12 protein-coding genes are annotated in these 13,073 nt (G+C 43.4%); 2 read left to right on the forward strand and 10 right to left on the reverse strand.

Annotation, left to right across the window (positions count from 1 at the left end; genetic code table 11):
* The 8 genes from IH879_10580 to IH879_10615 all read right to left on the reverse strand — a co-directional run.
* The coding region (locus tag IH879_10580) for a DUF1572 family protein (GenBank protein ID MCH7675383.1) at positions 1 to 183 on the reverse strand (183 nt) is incomplete at its 3' end.
* Positions 184 to 255: 72 nt separating this feature from the next.
* Positions 256 to 681: an ATP-binding protein gene (locus IH879_10585; GenBank protein MCH7675384.1), complete on the reverse strand. Its 426-nt coding sequence runs from the start codon at positions 679 to 681 to the stop codon at positions 256 to 258.
* 13 nt (positions 682 to 694) lie between these two features.
* Positions 695 to 2,377 carry a hypothetical protein gene (locus tag IH879_10590; GenBank protein MCH7675385.1) on the reverse strand — a complete coding sequence of 561 codons (1,683 nt, stop codon included), beginning with the start codon at positions 2,375 to 2,377 and terminating at the stop codon, positions 695 to 697.
* 334 nt (positions 2,378 to 2,711) lie between these two features.
* Positions 2,712 to 3,404, reverse strand: coding sequence for a DUF502 domain-containing protein (locus IH879_10595; GenBank protein ID MCH7675386.1), 693 nt, complete (start codon positions 3,402 to 3,404; stop codon positions 2,712 to 2,714).
* Positions 3,401 to 3,691 (reverse strand): septum formation initiator family protein, encoded by a 291-nt coding sequence (locus tag IH879_10600; GenBank protein ID MCH7675387.1) that lies wholly within the window; start codon positions 3,689 to 3,691, stop codon positions 3,401 to 3,403. The genes IH879_10595 and IH879_10600 overlap by 4 nt, the downstream gene beginning before the upstream one ends.
* 14 nt (positions 3,692 to 3,705) lie before the next feature.
* Positions 3,706 to 4,500: a DUF92 domain-containing protein gene (locus IH879_10605; protein ID MCH7675388.1), complete on the reverse strand. Its 795-nt coding sequence runs from the start codon at positions 4,498 to 4,500 to the stop codon at positions 3,706 to 3,708.
* 802 nt (positions 4,501 to 5,302) lie between these two features.
* Entirely contained in the window at positions 5,303 to 7,411 is a 2,109-nt protein-coding gene (locus tag IH879_10610; GenBank protein MCH7675389.1) for an AAA family ATPase, read from the reverse strand.
* Positions 7,412 to 7,418: 7 nt separating this feature from the next.
* Entirely contained in the window at positions 7,419 to 8,831 is a 1,413-nt protein-coding gene (locus IH879_10615; protein MCH7675390.1) for an outer membrane protein transport protein, read from the reverse strand.
* Positions 8,832 to 9,185: 354 nt separating this feature from the next.
* Between IH879_10615 and IH879_10620 the strand changes: the two genes are divergently transcribed.
* Complete coding sequence (locus tag IH879_10620; protein MCH7675391.1) at positions 9,186 to 10,709, forward strand: sigma-54-dependent Fis family transcriptional regulator; 1,524 nt, start codon at positions 9,186 to 9,188, stop codon at positions 10,707 to 10,709.
* Between the two features lie 100 nt (positions 10,710 to 10,809).
* Positions 10,810 to 10,956, forward strand: a complete 147-nt coding sequence (locus IH879_10625; GenBank protein MCH7675392.1) for a hypothetical protein — start codon at positions 10,810 to 10,812, stop codon at positions 10,954 to 10,956.
* Positions 10,957 to 11,007: 51 nt separating this feature from the next.
* On the opposite strand, the gene IH879_10630 is transcribed toward IH879_10625, so the two are convergent.
* Together IH879_10630 and IH879_10635 are read right to left on the reverse strand one after the other, a co-directional pair.
* Positions 11,008 to 11,439: a tetratricopeptide repeat protein gene (locus tag IH879_10630; protein MCH7675393.1), complete on the reverse strand. Its 432-nt coding sequence runs from the start codon at positions 11,437 to 11,439 to the stop codon at positions 11,008 to 11,010.
* A 478-nt stretch (positions 11,440 to 11,917) separates the two neighbouring features.
* Positions 11,918 to 12,625 (reverse strand): SUMF1/EgtB/PvdO family nonheme iron enzyme, encoded by a 708-nt coding sequence (locus IH879_10635; protein ID MCH7675394.1) that lies wholly within the window; start codon positions 12,623 to 12,625, stop codon positions 11,918 to 11,920.
* Positions 12,626 to 13,073 lie beyond the last annotated feature (448 nt).

A 13,073-nucleotide genomic window follows, 5' to 3' on the forward strand; every position in this document is an offset into this window, starting at 1 on the left:
GTCGTGCCAGCGCGAACGATTGTTACCCCCAACGTGTTTCATTAACACCGCGATGCTATTGGGGTTTTGCCCAAACGTGGTGAAAAAGTCATCATCGGAGACTTGAGCCGCCGCGCGTTCACAGTTTTTTTTATATTGGCGGTAAAGGAGTTTTATTTCCTCAAGCCAGTCGTTTCCATCCATATCAGTTTAAAAAATGTAGACCAGAAATTGTTAAAGGAAATTTAAAAAATCAGGAATTAAAAAGGTATTGGTTTAAGACTTCTTTTCTTTTATCAAATTTATCTCTGTGCCGTCTTTGTGAAAATGATATTGGACGTCATCCATTAAAGAAGATACAATGAAAAGACCCCGGCCACTCTCCTTTAACAGGTTTTCCGGGGCTAAGGGGTCGCTGACTTTATCGGGATTAAATCCTTTCCCTTCATCTTTAATACTGACGACCAATCTCGTCTTTTCAAATTCAAAATTGATGTGCACCTTTTTATTTTTATCCTGCTTGTTTCCGTGGAGGATGGCATTGTTGACGGCCTCGGTAACCGCTATGGCCAAACTATCTTTTTCCTCTTCACTGAACTTCATTTTATCTGCAGCCTTTTCAGCCATTTTCTCAACTTTGGTAATCTCGTCAAGAACGCTCGGTATCGACATTTGGAAATTTTCAGCTTTTTTTCCGGCCACAGATTTCCTTCCTTTAAAGGAACCAGTTTAGATCAAGATTCAAATTGTTTATCTGTACCCTACTTTTTCCAGACGAATGCACCACAGCAATGTTTCCTAAAAACAGCAACTCTAATGCTGGACTCGGTCGAAATGTTACCACCAAAACGGGCCCAAAGTTTGTATGCTTGCTTCGAACGCTTTTTTCCAGCTTTCTTTCAGATGTCAATCTATGATTCCAACTTACCCGATGAAAGAGATTTAGTCCCGAGGACAAATAAAGATTTGCGCCAATTTTCTGTTTGAAACGAGCGTTAATTTCTTGTTCCCACCAGGACGAAGCCAAGCTCTGCCGCCAGCCGTTTATAAAGAACCGGCCCTGTTCACGCAGCTCCAGGTTCACTCCTAATTCAAAAGTGGTTTTTGGTGTTAAAGCAAAATGACTTCTGTTGGAAATAATGAACCACCGAATTACATTATCTTGAAGGCTGGTTGCGGCATTCTTGAAATCGAAGGTTTGGTATCTCGCGCGTACCGTAACCGTTTGACGAATCGATAAGTTTTTGTTGGGTTGATAGATAATCTCCGGTGTCAATTGAATGAACCGTTCCCAATTGTTGCCGGCGCTGAACTTCCGCGAAATAAAAACAAAATGATTTAAAAATGCGCTGACCCGCCAAACTAGTCGCAAATCCTCGCTAAACTGATGGGAGTGTGTAAAAGTAAACTGCCATTTAATCTGGTCGTGATCATTCGGAATTGTGGTATCTGAAGTCGTATACTGAAACTTGGTAACGGAGGCGGAGATTCCCAGCGAGTCGTTGCCGTCAATTCTGAAGCCGTTGCGCAGGCCTAAGCCCGTCAGGATTTCTTCATTATCAAATCCGACTGATGAATGACGGCCAAATGGGTCGGGAGTCGTATCTTGAGGCCGTCGATCTTCGCGAGACCGAAACCGGTAATTCCAGGTGACGTCCGTGAACCAGTTCGACTTCTGGATGTTCAACTTCGCTGAGTTTTCAAACTTGAATCCTGAGTCATCTTTACGCAAATCGGTAGTTTCCTCTTTTAGATTGTTGACTCTAAATGTCGTGGCGAAAACCGAATTTTTTAAAAAGAATAAAGTATTCGAACCGACTTTGTAGCTCAATCTGTTTTCAAAACCTCGATTGGATTGAGTCAAATTTCTAACGAAGACTTCAACGGTATTTCTATCGAACGTGTCGCGGCGCAATCGGTCAAAAATGATGACAAATGTGTCGGCAGTTGATTCATAAAATTGCCGCTCAATTTTGTAGCGTACCCTTAAATCTTCATTTCTTCTCATTGGAAAAAAGTCCAGCTGCCCGAGCAGAGAAATGTCACTTTCATAGCCGAATAGATCGAAATCATCAACAGAGGCTTCTCCACCGTAGCCAAACCCATGGTCACTTTGACCAACCTGAGTTTGCCATTTACTACTAACTCTGGGAGATATTTTGATGTTTGGGCTGGGTTGAAAATTCAGTTGGGCAGCGCCCGAGTAAAAGCGAATGTCGTTATCAAATCTGGCTAAGGGATCGGAAAGAATTCGAGAGGTAAAAACCGGTTCAAAGGAAATTTTTCGGGAAAGGGGATACTTGAAATTCAAAGTCAAGTTCTGGTTATCTTTCCAACGATCTTCTGATGAAATCCTTTGCAAAGTTGAACTGAAAGCTTCGTCTATTTTGAATTCCAATTTGTTTTCCAATCTTTTCTGAAAACTAAATGTGTAAATCCATTCGTAGATATTCAGCTGCCTTCTGAAATTAAGCTTTGAGTACTTCGACCCAAACTGACTTAAACTCTGACCTCCTGTACTTTGGGCAAAACAAAATCCCTTTAAAAGAAGAAATAAAATAAGCGAGATAATGATTTTCGTGATTGTTGCGGACATTAACTTCAAGCAAATTGTCAGTCCTTACTTCATGGTGAATGTTTCGACAACTCAAGATAAACTAGCCAAACCAATCTTTTCGACGAAGCCTGCTGAACGCAGCGAAGTGCTCCAGTGAAGTAAGGACTGACGGCTTTCAGCTCTCCAGTTTCACCTTAGTCACCTTATCGCCATCAACCTGCTTCGGGATAATAACGCCTCCGGAGATAACAAGTTTTAAGGCCTCCTCAATAGTTAAATCCAGGTCATAAACATCAGATTTGGGTACAAAAAGTAAAAACCCTGAAGTAGGATTTGGGGTGGTTGGCAGAAAAATACTGACCATATCGGTACCAAGGACTTCCTGCACGGGACCGCGGGTATCTTGCGTATAAAACCCAATTGAATAAATCCCTTTTCTCGGGTATTCGAATAAAATGGGCTTTTTAAATACTTCCCGTTTTGATGAAAGAAAAGCCTGGCTAATCTGCTTGATCGCTCCGTAAACCCGGTTTATAAGCGGAATCCGCTCAACAATTTTATCCCCGAAGATAACAATCTTACGGCCAAAATAATTTCGGGCAATTGCGCCGGTTGCAATAATGGTAAGCGTTAGTGTGACGAAGCCGATCCCCGGAATTTGCGTTTCCCCAAGTAGATCAATGCCAAACCGGTCCGCCAAAAAAGGATGAACGTAAGGTCGAAGGATACCATCGATTGCCAAAAACAATTTCCAGATAATCCAGCCGGTTAAAACAACCGGAATTAGAACAAGTAGCCCGGTAAAAAAATAGCCTCGGATTCTTCGTCCGAACCCTCCCTTGTGTGCAATCGCTTTATGTTCGTTCACTTGTCGTCCTTTGACTTTACAATGTAAATTTTTTCGTTCGGTTTGCCCATTTTGAATTCCTCACGGGCGATTTTTTCAATATAAGTTGAGTCATTTTTGAGCATTTCAATTTCGGTAATTAGCTGTTCTTTTTCTTTATCGATCGTCTGAATTTCCGAGCGCAGGTCTTTTTCCTTCTGCCGGTATTTCCACAGGTTATAAATATTATAATCGCCACCGAAAAAGAAATCTAGGATAATGAGGAAGAATATGGCAGCGAAAATTTTCTTAAAAGTTTTTGTTTTCATCTAAGGCCTTTTAATTAGTAAACTAACCAACCTGCAAACGCGGCAAACACTGCCGATATCCAATTCACTACATCATTGTTCATCCTCTTCCAACCTGAGATCAATTTCGTTCCAGCCCCGGTGCAATGCTGGTTTTGTTCACAGGTTTTTTCACATCTCAAACATCGATATTTAGCTTGTAAAGACGCTCCTAAAATACTGTCAAAGATTTGGGCGGCCAACCCAATTATGGTTACCAGTAAAACATCCTGCAAAGTAAATGGGAATCGCAGATATACTGAAAAAATCAGGAGGCCTAAAATTGCTACAATCAGAGCACCTGAAAATGCGGCGGCCGTACCTAAAATTGAGACGCCCCCGGAAGTTCCCTTTGGGACTTTCTTAAAGCTCAAAATTGAGTGGGGCGCGGATTTTGAAAGAACACCAACCTCTGTTGCCCAGGTGTCTGCAGTTGCAGCAGCCAAAGAGATCAAAAAAAGCAAAATGAAAATGGATGCCTGAGAGTAAAACCAAACAATCAGTAGCAACGTCGGGACTGAGCCATTTGCTAATATTTGCCAGGCATCTCGTTGGTTGCTTTTCTGGGCATAGGCGGTTAACTCGGACTTCCGGGTTCTTCCCAGCTTTGACAAAAAACTGGATGAAAAAAAGAATAACAATAGTACGCTGCTAAACGCAAATCTGCCAAAGCCGAAAACTATCCATCCCATACCAAACGCTACTATTGTTCCGCTCAGCGTTAAGAATCGCAATCTATACGAAGCCACTACCACGGAAAGAGCAAGTAAAGCGCCCCAAAACCAACTCAAATTTCTGCCCCAAGTTCAAAGAGTAAAGGTATTTAATCAAATTTTGAAACAAAGTCAACAATTTATTTATGGCGAAATTACGTCAAAAATAGCAGGGCAAACAATAAATAAAGTAGGAATGTAGGCGAGCTTTCAGTTCTGTCTGAACGAACGAGAGCTACAATAAGATTTAATCGAAAATAAGTAAACATCGCATGAGTTATCCACACCGATTTCTATTGTAGATGACCAAAAGTTTACCTTGAGTAACATTCGATTTTAAAAAATAAAGTATTTATATAAAATTGACTAAAAAACTAATTCGCTCAGTTGTAAACTATGCATGTCTTTTCTGTTTGCATAATCTGTAAATTTTCAATGAGTTGGGTGACTTTCATTTTTGATTAGCGGTTAGAAATAGTTTTCATTTGGTAATTTTTGTGGATATTCGCAATAAATTGGTTCTTTGAGACATTGTAAATAAAATATTAAAATCGTTTAGAGTTCCACAAGTTATCCACATTTTGTTCACAGCTGAATTCTATTCATCTTTACGACAAAACATAATATTTTGCTTACGTCAAAAGCATTTGTTTCTTAGTTGCACATTAACTAAATAAGTTAAGTCCGTTTCCTTATTTGGATATTTATTTTTTAATACAAAACTCCCTGCGCGCTACTTTATTTACCGGATAAGATATGGGAAGAAGTCAAACGATGAACCAATATGGTTTTGTAAAAATTTTGGGTTCTTATTATCAGGCGGCGCTGCAACCGAGAAGCTTTGGGTTACATTTGTAAAAAAGAAGTACTTTTGTTTTTGCTAAGCGGAAAGAACCTTCGCGACGGCTTCAACATCCCCAGCTGTCACCCTGCGACGTTTCTGTTCGATAATCCGGTTGATAGCATTTACGCAGTATCTTTGAATCGTGTAAGGCTTGCACTCGCTGTATTCAATAATTTTCGTAACCGCAACTGCATCATAACTGAAAATGCCGGTTACCGGCTGCCGAATTAACTCAACCGCGTGTTCTTTATCAAGAGGTGGCACTTCGATTTCCTCAAAGAAATTATACCAGGGGCTGCCTTCGCTTTCCCAGTTTTTTCTGATATGTGCCCCTGACATAACAGCTACCAAATTCTCTGCAAATGTTTTCATGAATACACTACGCAGTTTCTGATTCACCCGCTCGCTAAACTTATTCAACTCGTCGACTTCATCGATTAACAGAACCAGTTTCAATTTTTTTTCTTCTTCGCTTTTTAAACTTTGTAGAAGTTTTTTGAGGTCCTTGCCGAAGTCTCGACTGGTATAATCGTTCTGCCTGTCAGTTATTTTAAATGAAGTATTTCCATTCAAATTGCTTTTGCAGGCTTCAATGATTTCTTCCATTAAAACAGCAAAAAATTGTTCCTCAGAAGTGCCTTGTAAATCGATCATCACCGGGATGAAATGATAAACCGGATCGTCCAATTTTTCAAGTCGCTGTCTTAGCTGATGCTGCATGGAGGTTTTGCCAATACGCCGGGGGCCATAGATCATCAAACTATTATTGTGTATGGTATTTAAAATTCGTTTAATCAACTTCTCCCGTCCGAAAAACATCGCCTCATTTATAATGGGTGAACCGGCAATGTACGGATTATATTTGTTGACAATCGCAATCCTGTATTTAACTATCCTAAAAATAAAAAAGAAACCTACCGGAAGCAGAATGATTGCCCCGGCCGAAACGAAAAAGCCTGCTGTTTTATAAATAGGAGGATTCCTTTGTATTGTAAGCTGTTCAATAGTCCGGTGAACCGTAGAATCCACATCGTAAGCAGTCAACACGATTTCGTTTTCTCCCAATTGCAGCGGTATGCGCTGGAAGAACGAGAATTTGCTTGATTTTTCATTCTCAGGTGGATATATTTTTGTGCGCTTGCCAGCGGAATCCAAAAGCGGTTTAGCGTTGACAGTAAATTCAATATAAGCGATCCCCTGGTCATCGCCAACTCTGCCGGAAAGATCAATATACTTGGAGCGTGTTTCACTTAAAGTTTCATTTGGCGTTCGGATTACAAAAACCGGAGCCGGGGTTTGCTGAATGAATGTTTGGATAATCTGTGGTTCAGGTGGAGGTTTTTTAGATTCACTTTCAGCCAGATTGAGTCTCTGCATTTCCGTACGGGTTCGTTCAATCCAACTCCTGGCCGCGCTAAAATTCGGATCGAGCTGCTCAGCAGCTTTGAATTCTTCCAAAGCCTGCTCATAACGGCCGACAAGGTAACCATCCAACCCCTTTGAAAAACGTCCTTCGGCTTCGCTTCCGGCATCCGGTTTGTCGGATTCAAAATCAAACCTAACCTGCTGCTCTTGCAGCCAGTCCTCAAGAATGTTTATTCTTCTGTCTTCAGAGTGACTTCCTTTTAAACGTGTGAGCAAAGCGGCCGCCTGATTGTAATTGCCATCAGAAAGCAGGTTCTGCAATCTCGATATTTCTTTTTCAATTCCAGCTTTGTCTGACTCCTGACGTTTTTGCTCAGAAAATTGAATGAGCATTTCCGTCGTTTTCATGAGCCGCTGGAGTCGAGCAAGGTGCTGAGTTTTACTGACAGCACCTGATTGAGCAGATTTTTGGAAACTTTGCAAAGCAGGGGTATAGCGCCCGGCAAAAAAATATGCTTGGCCGAGAAAATAGTGCGGCAGATACTCGATTAGTTTTAAGGCGGATGTAGCAGCTTGCAGATCCGGATCAGGCCGAAAACTCAGTGCGATCTGAAAGAGGCTGTCTGCTGCATGCCATTCGCCCCGCTGCAGGGCCGCTTTACCATTTTCGTAACTTTCGTCCCATTCATCCGCGATCATGATTGTTGAAAAAATCGAAAGGTGGGCAATTAAAACAGGACAAACTATTTGAAGAAATTTTCTGAATTTCTGGCGTTCCATGACATTTTTAAAGCGGCAGCGCAATTAACGTCGAGGCGATAAATTCAAAACTATCGGCTGAAATTGTAATGCTGCCATCAAATTTTAGATAGCTGTTTAATACAAACCCCGTTCCAAAGCTGAAATGGACGCGGTCTTTGGCTTTTGGGAAGAGCCTTTTGAGATCCGGGTTATTCCCGGTAGCATAAATCCGGTGCCCGGGATTCGTGTGGATGCCGATTCGAATCGGTATCAGGCTAAAACGTTTTGCCACGAAGCTCATTCTGGGTCTAACTAAGAATTCGATCCCGGCGTGAAATTCGGTGGCATCATCAATGGCTAAATCAGGCCTGCCGTCGGGGTCTTCATACATCCCGGTCTCAGGGTTGAGCTCATCATCCGCGATGATATTTAAGTCGTTATCGCCTAAAAGGTCTGAATACTGCACCCGAACCACGTCAAAAGTAAACCGAATTCCACTTTTTGGAACATAATAAAGTCCAAATCCATAATTGTTAGGAACCGAAAATTTAAACTCTGGGTTGGCAGATTCTGGCAGGAAAGTTTGGGTACCGATTTTATACTCAGGGAGAAAGATATTTGAATTAAGAGCGAATGAAGGATTTAAATTAAGCACTGCACCAACGAACAGTTTGTCCAAAATTATTTTACTCATTACCCCAAAACTAAAACTGGGGTCCGTTACGCGTTCATCGATTGTAGTGATTGAATACGTATTTTCCGGTCGATTTTCTCCTGGTGATCCTCCACCTGCAATAAGCGGATCAAGAAAGGTTTGCTCATTTAATCTTAAATTCAAAACTGAAATTTTGCCGGTCACGCCTAAACTTAACCTCTTGCTAATCCTGTAAGCGACAGAAATACCATCATTAACCAACCGTAAATTCAAATCAACTTTTCGGCCGGGGAAATTGCCCAACCCGCCTAAAAGCTGCCGGGTTGTGGAGAGTGATTCGGTGGTGAGGAATTGTTGGGTCTCAAAAGCAAAGCGATTATCAAAACCGACTTGACGGAGAAGCGCAAAGGTGAATCTCTTTATCGGGAAAAAGACTACCGCCAGGTTTTGGTCGAAAATATGGCTGCTAAATCCTGTTTTTCTATTCGCTGCCGCCACTGCACCTTCAGGTTCTTCAAAATCTAAATTGCCAACTCTCTGGTGCAGTGATGCGCCGGCACTTTTTAAGTAGGTCAGACCCGCAGGATTAATCGGAGCGGCTGTTTCGTCCTGAGCGGCGCCGATGAATGCTCCGCCAAGGGCTGCAGATCTCGCCCCGGCCTGGAGAAAATCAACTCTAAAGTAACTTAAGTTTATTGGCGGAACAGGCGGGCGCTGGCCAAAAGAGAGACCAGGAGTAAAGAAGAATATACAAACAAGAATGCTGATAAAAGCGAGTTCAAAATTACGTATTCTTCTTCTCATTTTCTATAAATTTTATTTGTATGCATTTCGATGCTGTAAAATTAAAGTTAAGGGATTAATTAACAATGTCAAGTCGTAAATAACGTAGGTGCAGAAGGTCACAATTGTTCAATACAGGCCAAAAAAATGTTCGAGGGATTTTTTGATAAAACAATTCTGCTGAGCTTAAGATCCTTTGTCAGTTAGTGTCCTTGACTATAATTGACCTGCGAGTGTCTTGGTTTTTTATATACAATCAATTGTCGTGATTTATTCAGTAATCGGAACTAATGTCTTCATGGATGCGATAAATAAAGCTTGACAATCCTCTACGAAGCTATTATTTTTATTCGACCTTTAGGAATTATTGAAAAAATGAAAAATGATTTACAAAACCTCAATCAATCCTTGCAGGAAGTGCAAGCCTTAAATCAGCTTGCATTAGCCATTTCTTCCACCACAGATCTGGATCAGATCATAAACACTATTATTGACCAGGCGACCGGGCTCACCGGTGCCCGGCAAGGGTCAATCTTGCTGACCAAGGATGAAACCGACAGTCGATTCACCACCTTGATTCGTGTTGGCAAGGAAAAGCATGAATCGCTTATTCAAAAGATGTGTATGGTGATCGCCGGCTGGATTCTTAAAAATGAACAACCACTCCTTGTGAACGATATCTTAATCGATGATCGCTTCAAAGGGTTGGAGCTGTTAGGCTACCCCGTTAAATCAGTCCTGTCCGTACCTATAAAGGCACGCGGGGAGATTCTGGGGGTTTTAATTCTTCACAGTCAAGGAAAAGAGAAGAATTTTGCTGAGAACGATTTGCGCCTGTTGAATATTATTGCGTCGCAGTCGGCTCCGGTTCTTCAAAACGCCAGCTTATTGCACAAGCTTAAAGAAGAAAATCTCCATCTTAAAAAAGAAATTGAACGAAAATATGGCTTTGAAGAGATTGTCGGCCGCAGCGAAACCATGGAAAAAGTCTTCAAACTTCTGGAGAAGGTCATTCCAACGGATGTACGGGTTCTTATCCATGGCGAAAGCGGTACCGGCAAGGAATTAATTGCCCGGGCCATTCACTACAACGGCTCCAGGAAAGATAAACGGTTTGTCGCCATTGACTGTGGTGCCCTCCCGGAGAATCTTTTGGAAAGCGAATTGTTCGGACATGTTAAGGGAGCTTTCACCGGCGCAACCGATAATAAAAAAGGGCTTTTTCAAATGGCTGATGGCGGCACTCTTTTTCTTGATGAAATAAACAACACCAGCCCGGCCTTGCAGGCGAAGTTGCTGCGCGCTATTCAAGAAGGGGAGATTCGTCAGCTCGGCGGCACGAATGTTATCCAGGTTGATGCTCGGGTTATTTGTGCTGCCAGCCAGGACTTGGCCAAGGCTGTTGAAGAGGGAAAGTTTCGTCAGGACCTGTTTTTCCGTCTTAAAGTTATTACTGTAAAACTGCCGCCTCTTCGCGAGAGGCGACAAGACATCCCGATCCTGGCAAATCATTTTTTATCAGTTTATGCCAAATCTTTGCACAAAGTCGTGCAGGGTTTTACAAAGGAAACAAGCGATTACTTAAACAGCTACCCCTGGCCGGGGAATGTTCGCGAGCTGGAGCACGTAGTTGAAAGGTGTGTCGTTTTAGCCGAGCCGGATAGTAAAACCATAGATGTAGAACTTCTCCCCGAGGAAATAACCACTAGTCTTATAAAATCGGGCATGGCGCCGGAAAACAATCCTGAACTCAGCGGCGCGGTAGAGAGCCTGGAGCGAAAAATGCTGACCCAGGCCTTAAAAAAATTTAAAGGCAACCGTACCAGAGCCGCTGAAAGTTTGGGACTCAGCCGGAGGGGGCTGCTCAATAAGATTGAACGGTACAAGCTGGATGTTTAAATATTTGTAAAGTTAATTCACAAATATTTGCGCTTCAACTTAACACCAGGAGTCCTCTAAGCCCTACCCTGTAGCGAAACCTTCACAGAATATTTTTGGCATGCAAACTGCTATCAAAACGAGAAGCGAAGAGCGACCCAATGGCAGTTCTGAAGATTTGTTGGTAATGATGCCTTTATTTCCGGTTGCAACTTCAATTGCAGTTGAGCGAATTACTGGCAAGAATCAATATTTTGATAATGATTAAATGGTGGTGAGATTCTGAGGACAAAGAAACCTGATTAAACAGCGAGGTCTGCTAAAAATAATTGAAGATATGGCCTGGGGTGAATGATTCATCAGGAAATTCGGATGTGATGGTCTCCGGCTCAAATTCTTTCGAGGGGAAATTGCGGCTGTTGATGGAGTCAATGTGCCGGGTTACCTGGTCAAATTGTTTTTTTTGCCCAAGGGCTTTATAAGCCACCGCCAGGTTTTGCCAACCTCCCAGATCATTTGGAAAACAGGCAACAATTTTTCGGTTCCAGCGAACCATGCCTTTATAATTTAGAATTCTCCAATTGGCTTCTCCTAAATAACGATAGAGCCGGACTTTGTTATTCGAAATTTCTAAAGCCCTGGTAAACCTTTCAATGGCCATGGGATAATTTCGCAACCGAAAATAAAGCAACCCGGAATCCGTTAACAAATGAGGCGACGGATTGATTTCTATTGTTTGAAATTCTTTCATCAAGTTCTCCTTCTGAACACCCTCCCCTACACAAAGCAGACGCGCTCCCGATCCGTGGGAAGGTTAAGTGACTCTTCCAACTTTTGAGCTTTCAGACGGTCTGTCAGGACTACACTCTCTTTTTTCGAACCGGCCGTCTTCGCATCCACTATATAAAAATTACCCAACTTCCCCTTTCTTAAGCAACTAATGTGCCAGTTTTACGATTGTAAAGAAAGTGTAAGATTTATGGGTGATTTTGCCGGAGGGGTACGAAAAAAGGTTGTAGGACGTGTTCAGGAATTGGTTAGTTTTTGCCCAGGTGGGCAAAAACTGGGCATTTAGTTAAAATGCAGGTTGATTTTACCTTTTTTTTGTTTAGAAGATTTTTTAGATTTGGTTTTACAGCTACATAATTTCATACTTCTTCTCTTCCGGACAACCCTAATAGTCAAATTCGCTAATTTTGCCGCGATCAGAGATTCAGAGTGCAGAGGCTTCAGAGATCAGAGGTGGAGAGAGCCACACGAAAACCGATGAAGAAGCTCTGGAGGCCCGGATAGCCCCCGCCGCGGGCCGAGCAGCGCACGACGCTATGATTGTCGAAGTAGGAACCGCCCCGAACAACACGCCTGTCCTCACCAGTCGTCGATGCATCATCGGGTGTTTCATAGTTCTCGCGCCATTTGGTCAAACACCATTCATAGACATTTCCGCTCATCTCCTCACACCCATAAGGGCTGGATCCATTGGGGAAGCTGCCAACGGCGTTCGTGGTTCTGATATGTCTTTCGTCATAATTGGCTTTTTCCGCATCCGGTTCATGGCCCCACGGAAAAATGCACTGCCGTTCGGGATTCGGCTGCAATTCCGCTTGAGGCGGCTGTTTGTGCAAGGCGTCAATGGCTACCGGTACTGCGGCCGGGGGAATCTCAAGTCCGCCGCGCGCAGCTTTTTCCCATTGACTTTCCGCAGGCAGGATCACCCCGTACTTCTTCGAGAGCAAGCTTTTGTCGTGCCAGCTCTTATTGAGCCAGCGCGTAAATGCCAGGGCTTCATACCAGGTCACGCCGACAACCGGATGATTGTCCAGATCGAACAGGGTGCCATACCGGTGCGGCTCGCTCCGGTCCTCAAATTTGCCGTCGTGCCAGAGACCGCGTTTTTGCGGCAGGGTACCGCCACGCCAGGCATGCAGACCGGCCATAGGGTGAGCAGCAGCGGGCGCTCGGCCAGGGCCAAGAGACGATCGTTCTCGATAATGGCGGTTTTTAGCAGTTGGGCGTTGCCGGTCGCTTCATCGCTTTCCCAATGCCGGACAGCCCCGACATGCCGGTACCAGCGATCGACAAAGGCGCGAATCTGGGCGTTGCTGAATGGCGCGATGACGCCTTCGGCAAAATCATGCAATTTCCAGTCCTGCTTCTGGTAGGCATAAGTGCGGGTAGTGACCAGTATCCGGCAGTTGCCAAAGGTCGCCGCGAAGTCGTCTACGGCTTGTATGATTTGGGCGCGTCTGCTTTTCGCCTCCGGGACTTCATCCAGACCATCCAGGAGAAGAAGTCCTCCTTCCTTGAGCAGCTCCTGCTTCAATGCCTTTGTAAACTCCGCTCTGATGGGGCCCGGCAGTTCCGCGACACTAAATTCCCATAGGT

The sequence above is a fragment of the candidate division KSB1 bacterium genome (assembly GCA_022562085.1).
GTDB lineage: Bacteria > Zhuqueibacterota > Zhuqueibacteria > Oceanimicrobiales > Oceanimicrobiaceae > Oceanimicrobium.

What these genes read in the sequence shown, in the direction of transcription:
- IH879_10600 (MCH7675387.1), bottom strand. Translation starts at nt 3,691, where the DNA reads ATGAAAACAAAAACTTTTAAGAAAATTTTCGCTGCCATATTCTTCCTC.
- IH879_10610 (MCH7675389.1), bottom strand. Translation starts at nt 7,411, where the DNA reads ATGGAACGCCAGAAATTCAGAAAATTTCTTCAAATAGTTTGTCCTGTT.
- IH879_10615 (MCH7675390.1), bottom strand. Translation starts at nt 8,831, where the DNA reads ATGAGAAGAAGAATACGTAATTTTGAACTCGCTTTTATCAGCATTCTT.
- IH879_10620 (MCH7675391.1), top strand. Translation starts at nt 9,186, where the DNA reads ATGAAAAATGATTTACAAAACCTCAATCAATCCTTGCAGGAAGTGCAA.
- IH879_10625 (MCH7675392.1), top strand. Translation starts at nt 10,810, where the DNA reads ATGCAAACTGCTATCAAAACGAGAAGCGAAGAGCGACCCAATGGCAGT.
- IH879_10630 (MCH7675393.1), bottom strand. Translation starts at nt 11,439, where the DNA reads ATGAAAGAATTTCAAACAATAGAAATCAATCCGTCGCCTCATTTGTTA.
- IH879_10635 (MCH7675394.1), bottom strand. Translation starts at nt 12,625, where the DNA reads ATGGCCGGTCTGCATGCCTGGCGTGGCGGTACCCTGCCGCAAAAACGC.